This window comes from Nocardioides sp. J54 (assembly GCF_000519005.1).
GTDB lineage: Bacteria > Actinomycetota > Actinomycetes > Propionibacteriales > Nocardioidaceae > Nocardioides.
The window spans coordinates 210,456-230,435 of sequence record NZ_JAER01000003.1 but is presented as its reverse complement, the minus strand read 5'-3'; the positions used below and the strand labels follow the sequence as shown (position 1 = coordinate 230,435).

General features: G+C 71.8%; 17 protein-coding genes and 1 tRNA gene. 15 read left to right on the top strand and 3 right to left on the bottom strand.

The features are described 5' to 3' along the window. The first annotated feature begins 309 nt into the window (after window positions 1–309). From NOCJ54_RS0103600 to NOCJ54_RS0103575, 6 genes are read left to right on the top strand one after another with little or no spacing between them, the layout of a single operon-like run. Window positions 310–2,094: an ABC transporter ATP-binding protein gene (locus tag NOCJ54_RS0103600; RefSeq protein WP_028654379.1), complete on the top strand. Its 1,785-nt coding sequence runs from the start codon at window positions 310–312 to the stop codon at window positions 2,092–2,094. Continuing rightward, window positions 2,091–3,911, top strand: coding sequence for an ABC transporter ATP-binding protein (locus NOCJ54_RS0103595; protein WP_028654378.1), 1,821 nt, complete (start codon window positions 2,091–2,093; stop codon window positions 3,909–3,911). The genes NOCJ54_RS0103600 and NOCJ54_RS0103595 overlap by 4 nt, the downstream gene beginning before the upstream one ends. Continuing rightward, the gene (hisI, locus tag NOCJ54_RS0103590) at window positions 3,908–4,249 is read left to right on the top strand and encodes a phosphoribosyl-AMP cyclohydrolase (protein ID WP_028654377.1); all 342 of its coding nucleotides are present in this window, start codon (window positions 3,908–3,910) and stop codon (window positions 4,247–4,249) included. The genes NOCJ54_RS0103595 and hisI overlap by 4 nt, the downstream gene beginning before the upstream one ends. Further along, window positions 4,242–4,859 carry a Trp biosynthesis-associated membrane protein gene (locus NOCJ54_RS28005; protein ID WP_028654376.1) on the top strand — a complete coding sequence of 206 codons (618 nt, stop codon included), beginning with the start codon at window positions 4,242–4,244 and terminating at the stop codon, window positions 4,857–4,859. Before hisI ends, NOCJ54_RS28005 begins: the two co-directional genes overlap by 8 nt. A gap of 49 nt (window positions 4,860–4,908) precedes the next feature. Beyond that, the gene (locus tag NOCJ54_RS0103580; RefSeq protein ID WP_028654375.1) at window positions 4,909–5,109 is read left to right on the top strand and encodes an HGxxPAAW family protein; all 201 of its coding nucleotides are present in this window, start codon (window positions 4,909–4,911) and stop codon (window positions 5,107–5,109) included. 4 nt (window positions 5,110–5,113) lie between these two features. Then, entirely contained in the window at window positions 5,114–5,551 is a 438-nt protein-coding gene (locus NOCJ54_RS0103575) for a DUF2752 domain-containing protein (protein ID WP_028654374.1), read from the top strand. A 61-nt stretch (window positions 5,552–5,612) separates the two neighbouring features. Here the strand turns inward: NOCJ54_RS0103575 and NOCJ54_RS23675 are convergent, their stop codons facing one another. Together NOCJ54_RS23675 and NOCJ54_RS23670 are read right to left on the bottom strand one after the other, a co-directional pair. Further along, on the bottom strand, window positions 5,613–6,242 hold the full coding sequence (locus NOCJ54_RS23675) for a DUF805 domain-containing protein (RefSeq protein WP_051485437.1): 630 nt from the start codon (window positions 6,240–6,242) through the stop codon (window positions 5,613–5,615). 105 nt (window positions 6,243–6,347) lie between these two features. After that, a complete protein-coding gene (locus NOCJ54_RS23670; RefSeq protein ID WP_051485436.1) occupies window positions 6,348–6,770 on the bottom strand; it encodes a DUF4190 domain-containing protein in 423 nt (140 codons plus the stop codon). A 103-nt stretch (window positions 6,771–6,873) separates the two neighbouring features. On the opposite strand from NOCJ54_RS23670, the gene trpC reads away from it, so the two are divergent. The 8 genes from trpC (at window position 6,874) to pyk (ending at window position 19,044) form a co-directional block, all read left to right on the top strand. Then, window positions 6,874–7,689 (top strand): indole-3-glycerol phosphate synthase TrpC, encoded by an 816-nt coding sequence (trpC, locus tag NOCJ54_RS0103560; protein WP_036516655.1) that lies wholly within the window; start codon window positions 6,874–6,876, stop codon window positions 7,687–7,689. Continuing rightward, the gene (gene trpB / locus NOCJ54_RS0103555; protein WP_028654372.1) at window positions 7,686–8,912 is read left to right on the top strand and encodes a tryptophan synthase subunit beta; all 1,227 of its coding nucleotides are present in this window, start codon (window positions 7,686–7,688) and stop codon (window positions 8,910–8,912) included. Before trpC ends, trpB begins: the two co-directional genes overlap by 4 nt. After that, complete coding sequence (trpA, locus tag NOCJ54_RS0103550; protein WP_028654371.1) at window positions 8,909–9,730, top strand: tryptophan synthase subunit alpha; 822 nt, start codon at window positions 8,909–8,911, stop codon at window positions 9,728–9,730. Before trpB ends, trpA begins: the two co-directional genes overlap by 4 nt. Further along, window positions 9,723–10,340, top strand: a complete 618-nt coding sequence (locus NOCJ54_RS0103545) for an SCO family protein (RefSeq protein WP_028654370.1) — start codon at window positions 9,723–9,725, stop codon at window positions 10,338–10,340. The genes trpA and NOCJ54_RS0103545 overlap by 8 nt, the downstream gene beginning before the upstream one ends. Before the next feature lie 16 nt (window positions 10,341–10,356). Next, window positions 10,357–11,295, top strand: coding sequence for a prolipoprotein diacylglyceryl transferase (gene lgt, locus NOCJ54_RS23665; RefSeq protein ID WP_232221665.1), 939 nt, complete (start codon window positions 10,357–10,359; stop codon window positions 11,293–11,295). A 144-nt stretch (window positions 11,296–11,439) separates the two neighbouring features. After that, on the top strand, window positions 11,440–16,005 hold the full coding sequence (gltB, locus tag NOCJ54_RS0103535; RefSeq protein WP_028654369.1) for a glutamate synthase large subunit: 4,566 nt from the start codon (window positions 11,440–11,442) through the stop codon (window positions 16,003–16,005). Beyond that, window positions 15,998–17,467 (top strand): glutamate synthase subunit beta, encoded by a 1,470-nt coding sequence (locus NOCJ54_RS0103530; protein ID WP_028654368.1) that lies wholly within the window; start codon window positions 15,998–16,000, stop codon window positions 17,465–17,467. The genes gltB and NOCJ54_RS0103530 overlap by 8 nt, the downstream gene beginning before the upstream one ends. 113 nt (window positions 17,468–17,580) lie before the next feature. Continuing rightward, on the top strand, window positions 17,581–19,044 hold the full coding sequence (pyk, locus tag NOCJ54_RS0103525) for a pyruvate kinase (protein ID WP_028654367.1): 1,464 nt from the start codon (window positions 17,581–17,583) through the stop codon (window positions 19,042–19,044). Window positions 19,045–19,083: 39 nt separating this feature from the next. Here the strand turns inward: pyk and NOCJ54_RS0103520 are convergent. Next, window positions 19,084–19,156 (bottom strand) — tRNA-Leu (locus tag NOCJ54_RS0103520). Between the two features lie 68 nt (window positions 19,157–19,224). Here NOCJ54_RS0103520 and NOCJ54_RS0103515 point away from each other — a divergent pair. Beyond that, window positions 19,225–19,833 (top strand): ANTAR domain-containing response regulator, encoded by a 609-nt coding sequence (locus tag NOCJ54_RS0103515; protein WP_028654366.1) that lies wholly within the window; start codon window positions 19,225–19,227, stop codon window positions 19,831–19,833. Window positions 19,834–19,980: the final 147 nt, after the last annotated feature.

The following is a 19,980-nucleotide window of genomic DNA, read 5'->3' as shown; positions in this document are numbered from 1 at the left end:
CCTCGCACCTCAACCACCGGCAGCCCGGCTCGGCGCCGGGGCGCCTCGCACCTCAACCACCGGCAGCCCGGCTCGGCGCCGGGGCGCCTCGCACCTCAACCCCCGGCAGCCCGGCTCGGCGCCGGGGCGCCTCGCACCTCAACCCCCGGCAGTCCGGCGGCTCAGCCCGCCCAGCCCTCCGGGCGGAGCGACGCGGCCACGCTAGCCACCGCCGGTGACGTTGTCGTGCCTCCGGAATAGGCTCGCCGGGGCCCGGGTTGGGCCGAGGTTGGGCTGGGTGCCCGACGCGGACGAGCGGGAGGGACGAGGGTGGCGACGGCAGGCAGCACGACCGGCAGCACCGGTACGACGTCGGCCGGGTTCGGTGTCCTCTGGGTCGCCATCAAGCGCGAGCCCTGGATCTTCACGCTCTCCACGGTGGGCAGCGTCCTGTTCGGCGCGCTCACCGTCGCCGACGCGTGGGTGCTGGGCTGGTCGACGGACCACGTGGTGCTCCCGGCGTTCCGCGACGGCGAGGTCGGGGCGGGGCTGCTGTGGGCGGTGCTCGGGCTGTTCGTCGGGGTCGCGATCCTGCGGGCCGTCGGCATCGTGGCCCGCCGCCTCGGCGCCGGCGTCATGCAGTACCGCATGCAGGCCCACAGTCGCCGTGCGGTGACCCGGCAGTACCTGAAGCTGCCGATGGAGTGGCACCAGAAGCACCCGACGGGGGAGCTGCTGTCCAACGCCAACTCCGACGTCGAGGCGGCGTGGGGCCCGATCGCCCCGCTGCCGATGGCGGTCGGCACGGTCGCGATGATGGTGATCGCGGTCGTCCAGATGCTGCTGACCGACGTCGCCCTCGCGCTCATCGGGCTGCTCGTCTTCCCGCTGGTGATCGGCACCAACGTCGTCTACCAGCGCCTCGCCCAGGGCTGGGCCACCCGCGCGCAGCAGCTGCGCGCCGAGCTGTCCGAGATCGCCCACGAGTCCTTCGACGGTGCCCTGGTGGTCAAGACGCTCGGCCGCGAGCCCGAGGAGACCGAGCGGTTCCGGGCCAAGGCCGCGGAGCTGCGCGAGGCCAACATCCGGGTCGGCCGGATCCGTGCCGCCTTCGACCCGACCCTCGCCGCGCTGCCGAACCTCGCCGTCCTCGTCGTGCTCGTGCTCGGCGTGCACCGCGTGCTCTCCGGCGCCACCGGGGCCGGCGACGTCGTCACGGTGACCTACCTGCTCACCGTCGTCTCCTTCCCGATCCGCTCGATCGGCTGGCTGCTCGGCGACTTCCCGCGCAGCGTCGTCGGCTACCGCCGGGTGGCTGCGGTGCTGCGCGCCTCCGGCGCGATGGAGTACGGCGCCCGCGGGCTCCCGACGCACGGCGGCGGCGCCCGGCTCGAGGTCGACCGGGCGGCGTTCTCCTACACCCCCGGCCGCCCGCTGCTGCGCGACCTCAGCTTCGAGGTGACGCCGGGCCGCACCGTGGCCCTGGTCGGGGCGACCGCCTCGGGCAAGAGCACCCTCACCACGCTGCTGGCGCGGCTGGTCGACGTCGAGGACGGGGCGATCCGGGTCGACGGCACCGACCTGCGCGACCTGCGGCGCGGCGCGCTCGCCGAGACCCTCGCGGTCGTGCCGCAGACGGCCTTCCTCTTCGACGACACCGTGCGCGGCAACGTGACCCTCGGCCGCGACATCCCCGACGAGGAGGTCTGGGCGGCGCTGCGCACCGCGCAGGCCGACGGCTTCGTCGCGGCGCTGCCCGACGGCCTCGACACCCGGCTGGGGGAGCGCGGCACCAGCCTGTCCGGCGGCCAGCGCCAGCGCCTGGCCCTGGCCCGGGCGCTGGTCGGCCACCCCCGCCTGCTCGTCCTCGACGACGCCACCTCCGCCGTCGACCCCGAGGTGGAGGCCCGGATCCTCGGCGCGCTCGGCGCGGAGGACACCACCCTGGTGGTCGTCGCCTACCGCAAGGCGACCATCGGGCTGGCCGACGAGGTCCTCTTCCTGGTCGACGGCGCCATCGCCGACCGCGGGCCCCACCACGAGCTGGTCGCCCGCAACGCCGACTACGCCCGCCTGGTCAACGCCTACGAGCAGGAGCAGGAGATGGCCGAATGAGCACCGCCCTGCACACCGGCGAGGACATCGGCGCCTGGGAGACCATCCGCCGCGGCGTGCGCCACTCGCCCGAGCTCGTCGAGGGCATCGGCCGCACCCTGCTGCTGGCCGTGCTCGCCTCCGCCGGCCAGGTGATCGTCCCCATCGCGATCCAGCAGACCATCGACAAGGGCCTGCGCGGACCCGACGGTCCCGACGTGACCTTCACGACCTGGCTCGCGATCGCCGCGGGGCTGGCGATCGTGGTGACCAGCTGGGCGTCGTACGCCATGACGGCGCGGCTCTTCGCCACCGCCGAGCGTGGCCTGGCGACACTGCGGGTCAAGGCCTTCCGCCACGTGCACGACCTGCCGCTGCTCACGCAGAACACCGAGCGCCGCGGCGCGCTCGTCTCGCGCGTCACCAGCGACGTCGACCAGGTCAGCCAGTTCCTCGTCTTCGGCGGCCTGCTCTTCGTCGTCAGCATCGGCCAGGTGCTCGTCGCGACCGTGGTGATGGTCGTCTACAGCTGGCAGCTCGCGCTGGTGGTGTGGCTCTGCTTCGCGCCGCTCTTCCTGAGCCTGCGCTACTTCCAGCGCAAGCTGTCCGCCGCCTACGGGACCGTACGACGCCAGGTCGGCGCCCTGCTGTCCGCGGTCTCGGAGCCGGTGGTCGGCGCGGCGGTCGTGAAGTCCTACGCGATCGAGGAGCGCACGCAGGAGCGCATCGACCGCGCCATCGACATCCACAAGGCCGCCAGCACCCGCGCCCAGGGGTTCACGGCCTTCTCGTTCAGCCTCGGCGGGATCTCCGCCGGGCTCGCCAACGCCGGCGTGCTCATCGTCGGCATCTGGCTCGGCCAGGGCTTCGCGTGGGGCGAGGGGATCACGGCCGGCGAGGTGCTCGCCTTCGCCTTCCTCGTCACCCTGTTCGTCGGCCCGGTGCAGATGGGCACCCAGATCCTCACTGACGCGCAGAACGCGATCGCCGGCTGGCGCCGGGTCATCGGGATCCTCGACACCCCCGCCGACCTCGTCGACCCCGGCCCGGACGGGCAGAGCCTGCCCGCCGGCGCGATCGACGTGCGCTTCGAGGGCGTCTGCTTCGCCTACCCCGGCGGCAGCGAGGTGCTCAGCGACATCGACCTGGTCATCCCCGCCGGCCAGCGGGTCGCGGTCGTCGGCGAGACCGGGTCGGGCAAGTCGACCATCGCCAAGCTGCTCACCCGGCTGATGGACCCGACCCGCGGGCGGGTCCTGCTCGACGGCGTCGACCTGCGCGACATCAGCGAGGCGGCGCTGCGCAGCAGCGTGGTGCTGGTGCCGCAGGAGGGCTTCCTGTTCGACGACACCCTCGCCGCCAACGTCCGCTACGGCCGCCTCGGCGCCACGGCTGCCGAGATCCACGAGGCTGCCGACGCGATCGGCCTCGGCGACTGGCTCGCCGGGCTCCCCGACGGCGTGGAGACCCCGGTCGGGCAGCGCGGCGAGTCGCTGTCGGCGGGGGAGCGCCAGCTGGTCGCCCTGCTGCGCGCCCAGCTCGCCGACCCCGACCTGCTGGTGCTCGACGAGGCGACCAGCGCGGTCGACCCGGAGCTGGAGACCCGGATCGCCCGGGCGCTGGAGCGGCTGATGTCCGGGCGGACGTCGGTCACCATCGCCCACCGCCTCTCCACGGCCGAGGCCGCCGACGTCGTGGTGGTCGTCGACCGCGGCCGGATCGTCCAGCACGGGCCGCACGCCGAGCTGGTCCAGCAGCCCGACACGCCCTACGCCCGGCTCCACGCGTCGTGGGTCGCCCAGCGCGGCGGCGGGGCGGACCGGATAATGGAGCCGTGACCTCCCTCGACCCCGCCATCGCCGGCCGGCTCAAGCGCACCGCCGACGGCCTCCTGCCCGCGGTCGTGCAGCAGCACGACACCGGGGAGGTGCTCATGCTGGCCTGGATGGACGACGAGGCACTGCACCGCACCCTCACCACCGGCCGGGCCACCTACTGGAGCCGCTCGCGCCAGGAGTACTGGGTCAAGGGCGAGACCTCCGGCAACCCCCAGCACGTCCACGAGGTCCGCCTCGACTGCGACGGCGACACACTGCTGGTCAAGGTCGACCAGGTCGGCGTCGCCTGCCACACCGGTGACCGGACCTGCTTCGACGCGGGGCTGCTCAGTGGCTGAGGACGCCCCCGCGGCCCGCCGTACCTTCGGCCCCACGGTGCTGGTCGGCCTCGCCGCCAGCGGCTTCGCCGCCGTCGCCGGGCACAAGGCGATGCTGACCATCCCCGCGGAGACGATCACCGCCGCGGGCGGGCTGAGCCGCAGCGTCGAGGACCGCTCCGTGGAGTTCCCGCTCGCCGGCGCCCTCGCCCTCGTCGCGCTCGCCGCCTGGGGTGTCCTGCTGGTCACCCGTGGCACGGTCCGCCGGGTCGTGGCGGTCCTGGCCGTGCTCGCCGCGGCCGGCATGGGCGCGGTGGTCGTGGTCGGCGGATTCGTCCAGGACGACGGCGCCGTCGACGAGCTCGCCGTCCGCCTCGGCCTCAACGCCGCGGCGATCGAGGCCGAGCGCACCGGCTGGCTGTGGGTGGCCCTGGCGTGCGCGCTGGTCGCCTTCCTCGCGGCCGGCGCCGCCGTCCGGCTGGTGCCGTCCTGGCCCGAGATGGGCAGCCGGTACGACGCCCCGACGGGTGGCCCCGACCCTGCTGCCCCCGCCGCCGGGGACCCCTCGGAGCGGTCCAACCTCGACTTGTGGAAGTCGCTGGACGAGGGCAGCGACCCGACCGAGAACTGAGCCCACTAGAATCCTGCCGTCCGTCCGCACGAACGAGGAGTTCCCACCCATGGCCGACAACCACGGCAACACCCCCGCCGCCTGGAGCGCCGTCCTGGTCTCGCTGGTCGGCTTCGTGGTCGGCGCGGTCGGGATGTCGGTGTCCCCGGTCAACTGGCCCCTGTTCTGGATCGGCGCCGTGATCGTCGTCGCCGGCGGCCCCCTCTTCCTGATCCTCGCGAAGATGGGCCTGCACGAGTCGAGCCACTGAGCGCGTGACGCTCACGGCACCTCCGGCACGAGCCAGCGAGCAGCCTCGCTGGCGCCGGATGGTGCCGCCGGTCGCCGTCGCCGGCGGGCTGGCTGCGGCCACCCTCGCCCTGTACCTGCGCGACCCCCACGACCGGGGCAGCTGGGGCATGTGCCCCACCGCCGCGATGGGCTTCTCCTGCCCGGGCTGCGGAGGCCTGCGCGCCGTCAACGACCTCGGCAACCTCGAGCTCGGCGCGGCGGCGTCGAGCAACCTGCTCTTCGTGCTCTCCCTGCCTTTCATCGCCTGGGTCTTCCTGCGCTGGACCCGCGGCCGCTGGACCGGTCGCCGGTGGGAGCCCAGCGACCGCTCGCTCGCCGTCGCCGGCATCACCGTCGGCGTGCTGATGGTGGTCTTCACCGTGGTGCGCAACCTGCCGGCCGGCGCCTGGCTGGCGCCCTGACGACACGACGCCCCGGACCGAGTGGTCCGGGGCGTCGTCGTCCGTGCAGGTGGTGCGGCGCCTACTGGCCGTACGGGTGGTGGCCCCCGCCGTAGCCCTGCTGGCCGTACTGGCCGTAGCCCTGCTGGCCGTAGCCCTGGCCGCCGACGCCCGGCTTGTCGTAGCGCGCGCCCTCCGGCTTCGGGGGCAGGCACCACAGCACGAGGAGCACGAAGCTGCCGCAGGGGACGAGGCTGATCAGGTACAGCCAGCCGCTGAAGTTGGCGTCGTGCAGCCGTCGGACCGAGAGCGCGAGGATCGGCACGAACGTCGCGAGGATGAACACGAGGAACAGCAGCGCCCCGACGACCACGAGCCCCGTGGACTCGGTGACGGCACCGATCGCCACCGGCACGTAGAGGACGCAGAACGCCAGCACGTAGGCCAGGTAGGACCACCAGAACTCGCTGCGGCTCGCGCGGCCGTCGAAGCGGGCGTACTTCTGGAACGTCCGCTTGACCGCGCCGGCGAAGCCGATGCCGTACCAGGGCAGGTCGAGGGTGCCGGGGTCGCCGGCCGTCGGCCCGCCGTAGGGGGCGCCGCCGTAGGACGGCTGCCCGTAGGACGGCTGCCCGTAGGGGTTGTTGCCGCCGTAGGGGTTGCTGCCGCCGTACGGCGGCTGGTTGCCGGGAGGCGGGGATCCGTAGCTCACGCTGGTCCTTGTCGTCGGCCCGGTCGGATCCGGGCGGTCGCCGGTGAGTCTGACCACCGGCGCCGCCGCGAAACACCCGGTCCGCTCAGGGACCGGGCTCCGGGATCAGAGGTCGCTGTAGAAGGCGAAGTCGAAGGCGCCGAGGGAGAAAGCCACCCAGTAGCCGATGCTCAGCACGATGCCGATGATGCCGAGGATGAAGCCGGCCTGGGCCATCCCGCCGCCGGTCTTGGTGCCCTGCTGGACCTCCTTCTTCCCCAGGATGCCGAGCACCAGCGCGGCGATGGAGAAGACGAAGCAGCCCCAGAAGCAGGGGATGACACCGAGGATGCCGGTGACCAGGGCGATGATCGCCATGACCGAGTTGCCCTGCGGCTGGGAGCCGTACGGCGGCTGCTGGCCGTAGCCGCCGTCACCGGCGCCGTACCCACCGCCGTTGCCGCCGCCGTAGGCGCCGTAGCCGCCGCCATCACCACCGGGCGGGGGCGGGGGAGGTGCTCCGGGGCCGGGAGGCTGGTTGTAGCTCACGTCATTTCCCTTCGGTGGTCGGTTCCGTGGTCCGCTCGCGCTGGGCGTCCAGCGGACCGGGCAGTGTGTGGAACCCTAACGGCCGCGTGGAACACTGACAGCGATGGGAACTGTGCTTGACGAGATCGTCGCCGGCGTTCGCGAGGACCTCGCGCGTCGGCAGGCGGAGGTGTCCGAGACCGACCTGCGCGCCGTCCTGGCCGACGTCGCGCCCCCGCGCGACCCCATGCCGCACTTCCGCGGCCCGGGCTCCAGCGTGATCTCGGAGGTGAAGCGCAAGAGCCCCAGCAAGGGCGCGCTGGCCGACATCCCGGACCCGGCCGCGCTGGCCGCCGAGTACGCCGCCGGCGGGGCCGCCGCGATCAGCGTGCTCACCGAGCAGCGCCGGTTCAACGGCACCCTCGACGACCTGCGCGCGGTCCGCGCCGCGGTCGACGTGCCGGTGCTGCGCAAGGACTTCATCGTCACCGAGTACCAGCTGCTCGAGGCCCGTGCGGCCGGAGCCGACCTGGCCCTGCTGATCGTGGCCTCGCTGCCCGGCGACCAGCTCGACCGGCTGCACGACGCGGCCCGCGAGCTCGGGCTGACCGTGCTGGTCGAGGTCCACGACGAGCACGAGACCGAGCGGGCCGTCGAGCTCGGAGCCGAGCTGATCGGCGTCAACGCCCGCAACCTCAAGACGCTCGCGGTCGACCCCGACACCTTCGGGCGGCTGGCCCCGATGGTGCCCGACGACCGCGTCCTCGTCGCCGAGTCGGGGATCTCCGGTCCGGCCGACGTCCAGCGCTACGTCGACGAGGGTGCCTGCGTGGTGCTCGTCGGCGAGGCGCTGGTGAAGGACGGTGCACCGCGCGAGGCGGTCGCCGCGATGACCGGCCTGCGCCAGCAGCAGGGCCTGCAGCAAGGGAGCACGCGATGAGCACCTACGACGCCGACGAGCTCGGCTGGTTCGGGGGCACCGGCGCCTTCGGCGGCCGGTTCATGCCGGAGGCGCTGATGGCGGCGCTCGACGAGCTCGACGTCGCCTGGCAGAAGGCGATGGCCGACCCGACCTTCGTCGCGCAGTTCGAGGCGCTGCTCCAGGACTACGCCGGCGTGCCGAGCATGCTCTACGACGCGAAGCGGCTCTCCGACCTCGCCGGCGCGCGGATCCTGCTCAAGCGCGAGGACCTCAACCACACCGGCGCCCACAAGATCCGCAACGTGCTCGGCCAGGCGCTGCTGACCAAGCGGATGGGCAAGACCCGGGTCATCGCCGAGACCGGCGCCGGCCAGCACGGCGTCGCGTCGGCCACCGCGGCGGCGTACCTCGGCCTCGACTGCACCGTCTACATGGGCGAGGTCGACACCGAGCGCCAGGCGCTCAACGTCGCCCGGATGCAGCTGCTCGGCGCCGAGGTCGTCTCGGTCAAGAGCGGGTCCCGCACGCTCAAGGACGCCATCAACGAGGCGCTGCGCGACTGGGTCGCCAGCGTCGACCACACGGCCTACCTCTTCGGCACCGCCGCCGGCCCGCACCCGTTCCCGAGCCTGGTGCTCAGCTTCGTGCGTGGCATCGGTGACGAGGCGCGTCGCCAGTGCCTCGACCTGACCGGTGCGCTGCCGGACGCGGTCGCCGCGTGCGTCGGCGGCGGCTCGAACGCCATCGGCCTGTTCGCCGGCTTCGTGGACGACCCCGAGGTCGACATCTACGGCTTCGAGGCCGGCGGCGACGGGGTCGACACCGGCCGCCACGCGGCCACGATCTTCGCGGGCTCGATCGGTGTGCTCCACGGTGCGCGGACGTTCGTCCTGCAGGACGAGGACGGCCAGACCGTGGAGTCGCACTCGATCTCCGCCGGCCTGGACTACCCGGGCGTCGGCCCCCAGCACGCCGCGCTGTCGGCGGCCGGCCGCGCCACCTACTTGCCGGTGACCGACGCCGAGGCGATGGACGCCATGGCGCTGCTGGCCCGCACCGAGGGCATCATCCCGGCGATCGAGAGCGCGCACGCCGTCGCCGGCGCGCTGCGGGTCGCGAAGGAGCGCCCGGGCCAGACCATCCTGGTCAACCTGTCCGGCCGCGGCGACAAGGACATGGGCACGGCGCTGGAGTACTTCGGTCTCGGCACCGCCGGGGCGAGCACGGAGGACGGCAAGTGACCAGCACCAGCACCGCGTTCGGCACGGCGCGGTCCGAGGGCCGCGCTGCCCTCGTCGGCTACCTGCCGGCGGGCTTCCCCGACGTCGACGGCAGCATCGCCGCGCTGAAGGCCATGGTCGCCGCCGGCTGCGACGTCATCGAGATCGGCCTGCCCTACAGCGACCCGGTCATGGACGGCCCCACCATCCAGGCCGCCGCCCAGCAGGCGCTCGAGGGCGGGATCCGGACCTCCGACGTCTTCCGCGTCGTCGAGGCGGTCGCGGCCACCGGCGTGCCGACCCTGGTGATGACCTACTGGAACCCCGTGGAGCGGTACGGCGTCGAGCGGTTCGCGCAGGACCTGGCGAACGCCGGCGGCGCGGGCCTGATCACCCCGGACCTGACCCCCGACTTCGCGCCCGAGTGGGTCGCCGCCGCCGACGAGCGCGACCTCGACAAGGTGTTCCTCGTCGCGCCCTCGTCCACCGACGAGCGGATCGCGATGACCACCGCCGCCTGTCGCGGCTTCGTCTACGCGACCGCGGTCATGGGCGTCACGGGCGCCCGCACCACCACCAGCGAGCTGGCCGGCCCGCTCGTGACCCGTGCCAAGGCACTCCAGCCGGCCGGGCTCGACCTGCCGGTCGGGGTCGGCCTCGGCGTGAGCAACGGCGCCCAGGCGGCCGAGCTGGCGTCGTACGCCGACGGCGTGATCGTCGGCTCCGCCTTCGTCCGCGTGCTGCAGGACCACGCGGGCGACGCCCGGGGAGGGCTGGCGGCGCTCACCGCCCTCACCGAGGACCTGGCGTCCGGCGTCCGGGGAGCGGTCCGTGCGTGAGCTCCACCGCGCGCTCGTCGCGCTGACCGTCGGCCTGCTCGCCCTCGCGCTGGCCGCCTGCGGCGGCGGGTCGGACGAGGAGGGGGCCTTCACCGGCACCCGGCTGAAGAACCCCTACCAGGCCCCGGACACCGCGCTCACCGACACCGCGGGCCGCCCGTTCTCACTGGCCTCGGACACCGACAAGCCGCTGACCCTGGTGTTCTTCGGCTACACCAACTGCCCGGACTTCTGCCCGATGGTGCTCAACAACATCGCGGCCTCGCTCAACCGGCTCGACGACGGTGAGCGCGAGCAGGTCGACGTGGTCCTGGTGACCACCGACCCCGCCCGCGACGACGAGAAGGCGCTGCGCACCTACCTCGACCGGTTCAACAAGGACTTCATCGGCCTGACCGGCGACCTGGGGACGATCATCGACGTCGGCGAGCCGCTCGCGGTCTACGTCAACGACGGCAAGAAGCTGCCGACCGGCGGCTACGACCTCGGCGGCCACTCCACCTTCACCCTGGCCATCGACGAGGACGACGAGGCCGTGGTGCTGTGGAACCAGGAGACCTCCGCCGCCGAATTCGCCGCCGACCTGCACACCCTGCTGACCGAGGACTAGAGGACAAGGACGAGCCGTGCTCACCCAGATCGTCGCCGCCACCATCCCGAGCCCGGCCAACGGCGTGTGGCACCTCGGACCGTTCCCGCTGCGCGGCTACGCGCTGTGCATCATCCTCGGCATCGTCGCCGCCGTCTGGATCGGTGAGAAGCGCTGGCAGGCCCGCGGCGGCACCCTCGGGGAGGTGCAGGACGTCGCGCTGTGGGCGGTGCCGTTCGGGCTGGTCGGTGCCCGGCTCTACCACGTCGCCACCGACTGGGAGAAGTACTTCGGCGACGGCGGCTCGCCGGTCGACGCGCTCTACGTCTGGCACGGCGGCCTCGGCGTCTGGGGCGGCGTCGGCCTCGGCGCCGTCGGCGCCTGGATCGGCGCCCGCCGCAAGGGCATCAAGCTCGGCCCGATGCTCGACGCGCTCGCCCCGGGCGTGCTGGTCGCGCAGGCCATCGGCCGCTGGGGCAACTGGTTCAACCAGGAGCTCTACGGCCGCCCGACCGACGCGCCGTGGGGCCTGGAGATCGACCAGGACCACTTCAGCAGCGCCTACCTCGCCAGCCAGGACTACCAGGACGCCCTCGCCGCCAACGGCGGGATCCCGCCGGAGATGGCGACCTTCCACCCCACGTTCCTCTACGAGTGCCTGTGGAACCTGGCCGCGTTCGCGCTCATCATCTGGCTCGACCGCCGCTTCCGCCTCGGCCACGGCCGGGTGATGGCGGCCTACGTGATGGCGTACACGCTCGGCCGCGGCTGGATCGAGTACATCCGCATCGACGACGTCCAGCTCGACGACGTCCTCGGCCTCCGGTTCAACGTGTGGACCTCGATCGTGCTCTTCGTCCTCGCCGCGGCCTGGTTCGTGTGGTCGCTCAGGCGCTGGCCCGGGCGCGAGGAGGACGTGTACGACGACGGCCGTGAGCGGACTGTGACGGACGAGGCGTCCACGAGCGACTCCTGATGAGACAGGAACCGTTCACACAGTGGTAATCTGGGGCTTCCGCCGCGTGGGCCAGTGCCGTCCCTTGCGCCCCACCCTCCGTGGACGTCCCGCCGCCTCCCGGCGTCGGGGGAGCCCACGGACGTAGTCGACGGGAGAACCCCTGTGCCCTACACGCACGCGTTCCCGCCGCCGGAGGGTCTCTACGACCCGCGTCACGAGCACGACGCTTGCGGTGTCGCCTTCGTCGCGACGCTGACCGGTGAGGCCAGCCACGACATCGTGGTGAAGGCCCTGACGGCCCTCCGCAACCTGGACCACCGCGGCGCCGCTGGCGCCGAGGCGAACTCCGGTGACGGCGCCGGCATCCTCCTGCAGGTGCCGGACGCATTCCTCCGCGCGGTCGCGGCCGACAACGGCATCACGCTGCCCGCCGCCGGCACCTACGCCGTCGGCACCGCCTTCATCCCCGGTGACGAGGGCGAGGTCGCCAAGACCCGCGCCCGCATCGAGGAGATCGCGGTCGAGGAGGGCCTGGTCGTCCTCGGCTGGCGCGAGGTGCCGGTCAACCCCGACATCCTGGGCACCATGGCGCTCAGCGTCATGCCGACGTTCACCCAGCTCTTCGTGCAGGCCCCGGGCGGCGCGCTGAACGGGATGGACCTCGAGCGCCTGGCCTTCTGCCTGCGCAAGCGCGCCGAGCGGGAGACGGACGTCTACTTCCCGTCGCTCTCGTCGCGCACCCTCGCCTACAAGGGCATGCTGACGACCGACCAGCTCGACAACTTCTTCCCCGACCTGCGCGACGAGCGCATGGCCTCGGCGATCGGTGTCGTGCACTCGCGGTTCTCGACGAACACCTTCCCGAGCTGGCCGCTGTCGCACCCGTTCCGCTTCATCGCGCACAACGGTGAGATCAACACCGTCATGGGCAACCGGAACTGGATGCGGGCGCGTGAGGCGCTGCTCGACTCCGACCTGATCCCCGGTGACCTCGAGCGCCTCTACCCGATCTGCACCCCGGGTGCGTCGGACTCGGCGTCCTTCGACGAGGTCCTCGAGCTCCTCCACATGGGTGGTCGCAGCCTGCCGCACGCGGTGCTGATGATGATCCCGGAGGCGTGGGAGAACCACACCGAGATGGACGAGAAGCGGCGCGACTTCTACCGCTTCCACTCCACGATGATGGAGCCGTGGGACGGCCCGGCGTGCGTCGTGTTCACCGACGGCACCCAGATCGGTGCGGTCCTCGACCGCAACGGCCTGCGCCCCTCCCGCTTCTGGGTCACCGAGGACGGCCTGGTCGTCCTGGCCTCCGAGGTCGGCGTGCTCGACCTCGACCCGGCCACCGTCGTGCGCAAGGGCCGGCTCCAGCCGGGCCGCATGTTCCTCGTCGACACCGAGGAGCACCGGATCGTCGAGGACGACGAGATCAAGGCCGCGCTCGCCGAGGAGAACCCGTACGGCGAGTGGCTGCACGCGGGGATGATCCACCTCGACGACATCCCCGACCGCGAGCACATCGTGCACACGCACGCCTCGGTCACCCGCCGCCAGCAGATCTTCGGCTACACCGAGGAGGAGCTGCGGGTCATCCTCACCCCGATGGCCAACACCGGGGGAGAGGCGCTCGGCTCGATGGGCACCGACACGCCCATCGCCGCGCTGAGCGACAAGCCGCGGCTGCTGTTCGACTACTTCAGCCAGCTGTTCGCGCAGGTCACGAACCCGCCGCTGGACGCCATCCGCGAGGAGCTCGTCACCTCGCTCTACGGCTCCATCGGCCCGGAGTCCAACCTGCTGCAGCCGGCGCCCGCGTCGTGCCGCCAGATCTCGCTGCCGTTCCCGGTCATCTCCAACGACGACCTGGCCAAGATCCGGCACATCAACCGCGAGGGCGACCACCCCGGCTTCGTCACCCACGTCTCGCGGGGCCTCTACCCCGTCGAGGGCGGCGGCGAGGCGATGATCGCCCGGATCGACGAGATCTGCGCCGAGGTCAGCCAGGCCATCGCCGACGGGGCGCGCATCATCGTGCTCTCCGACCGGCACGCCGACCAGTTCAACGCGCCGATCCCGTCGCTGCTGCTCACGGCTGCGGTCCACCACCACCTGGTGCGTGAGAAGACCCGCACCCAGGTCGGCCTCCTCGTCGAGGCCGGCGACGTCCGCGAGGTCCACCACGTCGCGCTCCTCGTCGGGTACGGCGCGGCCGCGGTCAACCCGTACCTCGCCATGGAGACCGTCGAGGACCTGGCGCGCGAGGGCTACTACGTCAACACCGACCCCGAGCAGGCGGTCCAGAACCTCATCAAGGCGCTCGGCAAGGGTGTCGTGAAGGTGATGTCGAAGATCGGCGTCAGCACCGTAGCGTCGTACACGGGCGCGCAGATCTTCGAGTGCGTCGGCCTGTCCCAGGAGGTCATCGACCGGTACTTCACCGGCACCACCTCCAAGCTCGGCGGCATCGGCGTCGAGGAGATCGCCCGCGAGGTCAAGGCGCGCCACGACAAGGCGTACCCGGTCAGCGGCATCCCCGCCGCGCACCGCGAGCTCGAGATCGGTGGCGAGTACCAGTGGCGTCGCGAGGGCGAGCCGCACCTCTTCAACCCGGAGACGGTGTTCCGCCTGCAGCACGCCACGCGGACCGGTCGCTACGACATCTTCAAGCAGTACACCTCGGCGGTCGACGACCAGTCGGCGAAGCTGATGACGCTGCGCGGCCTGTTCAAGTTCAAGGACGCCAGCGAGATCGGCCGGACCCCGGTCCCGATCGAGGAGGTCGAGCCGGTCTCGGAGATCGTCAAGCGGTTCTCCACCGGCGCGATGTCGTACGGCTCCATCTCCCGGGAGGCGCACGAGACCCTCGCCATCGCCATGAACCGGCTGGGCGCGAAGTCCAACACCGGTGAGGGCGGCGAGGACTCCGACCGGCTCCACGACCCCGAGCGCCGCAGCTCGATCAAGCAGGTCGCGTCCGGCCGCTTCGGCGTCACGAGCGAGTACCTCACCAACGCCGACGACATCCAGATCAAGATGGCGCAGGGCGCGAAGCCCGGTGAGGGTGGCCAGCTGCCCGGCAACAAGGTCTACCCGTGGGTGGCCAAGACCCGGCACTCGACGCCGGGCGTCGGCCTGATCAGCCCGCCGCCGCACCACGACATCTACTCGATCGAGGACCTGGCGCAGCTGATCCACGACCTCAAGAACGCCAACCCCTCGGCCCGCGTCCACGTGAAGCTGGTCTCCGAGGTCGGCGTCGGCACGGTCGCGGCCGGTGTGTCCAAGGCGCACGCGGACGTCGTGCTCGTCTCCGGCCACGACGGCGGCACGGGCGCTTCGCCGCTGACGTCGCTCAAGCACGCCGGTGGTCCCTGGGAGCTCGGCCTCGCCGAGACCCAGCAGACCCTGCTGCTCAACGGCCTGCGCGACCGGATCGTCGTGCAGACCGACGGCCAGCTCAAGACCGGCCGTGACGTCGTCATCGCAGCGCTGCTCGGCGCCGAGGAGTTCGGCTTCGCGACCGCCCCGCTGGTGGTCTCGGGCTGCATCCTCATGCGCGTGTGCCACCTCGACACCTGCCCGGTCGGCGTCGCGACCCAGAACCCGACCCTGCGGTCGCGGTTCAGCGGCAAGGCCGAGTACGTCGTGAACTTCTTCGAGTTCATCGCCCAGGAGGTCCGCGAGCTGCTCGCGCAGCTCGGCTTCCGGTCGATCGAGGAGGCCGTCGGCCAGGTCGAGGCGCTCGACACCGTCGACGCCCAGCGGCACTGGAAGGCGCAGGGCCTCGACCTCGCGCCGATCCTGCACAAGGTCGACGTCGCCAGCACCCACTTCCCGGACCAGGACGTCCACAACACCAAGGGCCAGGAGCACGGCCTGGAGAAGTCGCTCGACGTCACCGAGATCCTCCCGCTCGCGGCCCCGGCCATCGAGTCGGGCGAGCCGGTGCGCGCGCAGCTGCAGATCCGGAACGTGAACCGGACCGTGGGCACGATCCTGGGCCACGAGGTCACCAAGAAGCACGGTGGCCAGGGCCTGCCGGACGGCACCATCGACCTGACCTTCGTCGGGTCGGCCGGCCAGTCGTTCGGTGCGTTCGTGCCGCGCGGCATCACGCTGCGCCTCGAGGGCGACGCCAACGACTACGTCGGCAAGGGACTCTCCGGCGGCCGGATCGTGATCCGGCCCGACCGCAGCGCGACGTTCAAGGCGAACGAGCACATCATCGCCGGCAACACGATCGCCTACGGCGCCACCTCGGGTGAGATCTTCATCCGAGGTGGGGTCGGCGAGCGCTGCTGCGTGCGCAACTCCGGTGCCACCGTCGTGACCGAGGGCGTGGGCGACCACGGCTGCGAGTACATGACCGGCGGCCGGGTGGTCGTGCTCGGCAAGACCGGCCGCAACTTCGCGGCCGGCATGTCCGGCGGCATCGCTTGGGTGCTCGACCTCAAGGACTTCCGGGTCAACGGCGAGCTCGTCGACCTGCGTCCGGTCAGCGCCGAGTACGCCGCCGAGCTCGAGGGCTACGTGCGCAAGCACCTGGAGGAGACCGGTTCCGAGGTCGCCGAGGCGCTGCTGGCCGACTGGGAGGCCGCACTGCCGCGGTTCACCGAGGTCATGCCGCGCGACTACGCGAAGGTCCTGGCGGTCCAGGCCGAGGCCGAGGCCGAGGGCCTCGACCCCGACGCCGCCGCCAACCGAGTTATGGAGGTGCTCTATGGCTGACCCGAAGGGCTTCCTGAAGGCCACGCGCCAGGTGGCCGACCGTCGTCCGGTCGAGGAGCGGGTGAACGACTGGAACGAGGTCTACCCGGGTGGGGTCGGCCGCGCGCTGCTCCCGATCATCAACGTCCAGGCCAGCCGCTGCATGGACTGCGGCATCCCGTTCTGCCACTCGGGCTGCCCGCTGGGCAACATCATCCCGGAGTGGAACGACCTGGTCTGGCGTGACGACTGGGAGGGCGCGATCGAGCGCCTGCACGCGACCAACAACTTCCCGGAGTTCACCGGTCGCCTCTGCCCGGCGCCGTGCGAGACCGCCTGCGTGCTCGGCATCAACCAGCCGGCCGTGACGATCAAGAACATCGAGGTCTCGATCATCGACAAGGCGTTCGCGTCCGGCTTCGTGCGGCCGCAGCCGCCGGAGTGGCACACGGGCAAGACCGTCGCCGTCATCGGGTCGGGCCCCGCGGGCCTCGCCGCCGCCCAGCAGCTCACCCGGGCCGGCCACACCGTGGCCGTCTACGAGCGGGCCGACAAGCCTGGCGGGCTGCTGCGCTACGGCATCCCCGAGTTCAAGATGGAGAAGAAGCACCTCGACCAGCGCCTCGAGCAGATGATGCGCGAGGGCACGGTGTTCCGCTCCGGCGTCACCGTCGGCGAGGGCAAGCTCACCGGACAGGCCATCAAGGACCGGTACGACGCCGTGGTGATCGCCACCGGCTCGACCGTCCCGCGCGACCTGCCGGTGCCCGGGCGCGAGCTCAAGGGCATCCACCAGGCGATGGAGTTCCTCCCGCAGGCCAACCGCGTCGCGGTGGGCGAGGAGGTCGAGGGCCAGATCCGTGCCGACGGCAAGCACGTCGTCATCATCGGTGGCGGTGACACCGGTGCCGACTGCCTCGGCACCTCGATCCGCCAGGGTGCGGCCTCGATCACGCAGCTGGAGATCATGCCGCAGCCGACCGAGGACCGGCCCGCGGGCCAGCCCTGGCCGACGTACCCGATGATCTACCGGGTCTCGTCCGCGCACGAGGAGGGTGGCGAGCGGGTCTACTCGGTCTCCACCAAGGAGTTCCTCGGCGACGACGACGGCAACGTCCGGGCGCTGCGCCTGGTCGAGGTCTCCTTCGAGGGCGGCAAGCTCGTCGAGCACGAGGGCACCGAGCGGGAGATCCCGGCGGACCTGGTCCTCTTCGCGATGGGCTTCCTCGGCCCGGAGAAGGACGGCTTCCTCGACCAGCTCGGCGTCGAGCTCGACGAGCGCGGCAACGTCAAGCGCGACGACGACTACGCGACCAGCGTCGACGGCGTCTTCGTCGCCGGTGACGCGGGCCGCGGCCAGTCGCTCATCGTGTGGGCGATCGCGGAGGGCCGCGCGGCCGCCGCCGGTGTGGACAAGTACCTCACCGGCAGCACCCAGCTGCCCGCTCCGATCCCGCCGACGGCCCGCCCGCTGACCGTCTGAGGCAGCCCGCGGGGCAGCAGCACGACACGCAAGGTCGGACCGGCGCAGACTTCACCCGAAGTTTGCGTCGGTCCGACTTTTTCTACCCGTGGGTCACCGATAGGGTCGGGGACGTGCGAAGAGCCAAGATCGTGTGCACCCTCGGTCCGGCGACCAGCTCGGAGCGGAGGATCCGCGAGCTGGTCTACGCCGGCATGGACGTCGCACGCCTCAACATGAGCCACGGCTCCCACGAGGACCACGCGGAGGCCTACCGCCTCGTGCGCGCCGCGTCGGACGCCAGCGGGCACGGCGTCGGCATCCTCGCCGACCTCCAGGGCCCCAAGATCCGCCTCGAGCGCTTCTCCGGCGGGCCGGTGCAGCTCACCCGCGGGCAGCGCTGGACGATCACCACCCGCGACGTCGACGGCAACGCCGAGATCTGCGGGACGACGTACAAGGGGCTGCCCGGCGACGTCTCGCCCGGCGACCCGCTGCTCATCGACGACGGCAAGGTGCGCCTGCGCGCCCTGGAGGTGGTCGACGGCACCGACGTCGTCACCGAGGTCCTCGTCGGCGGCAAGGTCAGCAACAACAAGGGCATCAACCTGCCCGGTGTCGCGGTCTCCGTGCCGGCGCTGTCGGAGAAGGACACCGCCGACCTGCGCTTCGCGCTCAACCTCGGCGTCGACTTCATCGCCCTCAGCTTCGTGCGCAACGGCAAGGACGCCGAGGACGTGCGGGCCATCATGCGCGAGGAGGGGATCGAGGTCCCCGTCATCGCGAAGATCGAGAAGCCCCAGGCCATCGACAACCTCGACGAGGTGATCGATGCCTTCGACGCCTTCATGGTCGCTCGCGGCGACCTCGGCGTGGAGTGCCCGCTGGAGGAGGTGCCCTTCCTCCAGAAGAAGATCATCGTGGCCGCGCGCCGCAACGCGAAGCCGGTCATCGTCGCCACCCAGATGCTCGAGTCGATGGTCACCAGCCCGGCGCCGACCCGCGCCGAGGCCAGCGACGTCGCCAACGCCGTCCTCGACGGCGCCGACGCCGTGATGCTGTCGGGCGAGACGAGTGTGGGGGAGCACCCCATCCACACGGTCGAGACGATGGCGCGCATCATCGAGGCCACCGAGTCGCACGCCCTCGTCGACGAGGCGTTCAGCCGGTTCGGCCGCATCGAGTGGGACCCGCACACCCGCTCCGGCGTGATCACCAAGGCCGCCGAGGAGGTGGCCCAGCGCGTCGGTGCCAAGTACGTCGTCGCCTTCACCCAGTCCGGTGACTCCGCCCGCCGCCTCGCCCGGCTGCGCAGCTCGATCCCGGTCCTCGCCTTCACCCCGATGGCCCGCTCCCGCTCCCAGCTCGCCGTGACCTGGGGCGTCGAGGCCTTCCAGACCGGCACGGTCGAGCACACCGACGAGATGGTCCGCCAGGTCGACGAGGAGCTGCTCAAGATCGGCCGGGTCCACGAGGGCGACCTCGTCGTCATCGTCGCCGGCAGCCCGCCGGGCATCCCCGGGTCGACGAACGCGCTGCGCATCCACCGGATGGGCGACGCGATCAACGAGGTGGCACCGGCCTACCGCCGGAAGTGATCGAGCCGGACCTGATCGAGCCGGGCCTGGTCGAGGGAGTGCCCCGGGTGGGATTCGAACCCACACTGGATGTGGTTTGAGCACATTGTCTCTGCCGTTGGACTACCGGGGCGCCCGCGCTGGAAACCGTAGCCGAGACGGCCTCCGCGCCGCGCACCGGGCGGCGGATAACCTTGGGCCGTGACCGACGCTGCCCAGACCACTCCGCGCACCGTGGTGATCGCCGAGGACGAGACGCTCATCCGGATGGACCTCGCCGAGATGCTGGCCGAGGAGGGCTACGACGTCGTCGGCCAGGCGGCCGACGGGCAGAAGGCGATCGAGCTCGCCGAGGAGCTGCGTCCTGACCTGGTCATCCTCGACGTCAAGATGCCCGTCCTCGACGGGATCGCCGCGGCCGAGGCCATCGCGGGGAAGCGGATCGCCCCGGTGGTGATGCTGACCGCCTTCTCCCAGCGCGACCTGGTCGAGCGGGCGCGCGAGGCCGGTGCGATGTCGTACCTCGTCAAGCCGTTCTCCCAGAGCGACCTGGTGCCCGCCATCGAGATGGCGGTGAGTCGGTTCGCCGAGATCGCCCAGCTCGAGGCCGAGGTCTCCGACCTCAAGGACCGCCTCGAGACCCGCAAGGCGGTCGACCGCGCCAAGGGCATCCTGCAGGAGCAGCTCTCGCTGTCGGAGCCGGAGGCGTTCCGCTGGATCCAGAAGACCGCGATGGACCTGCGCATGTCGATGCGCGAGGTGGCGGAGGGCGTGGTCACGCACGGTGTCCCCGGCGGGTCCGGCGCGTAAATAATGGAGACCTCTGCGTAAATCATCCTTGTGACGTGGCTCTCAGGTAACAGATTCGTCAGGATTCTGGCCCCGAGCCGCCGAGTTGCTTCCACGAGGGTCGGACCCGGTGTAGGTTCCCGCGGCAGGACACCTCGGTGGGCGGCG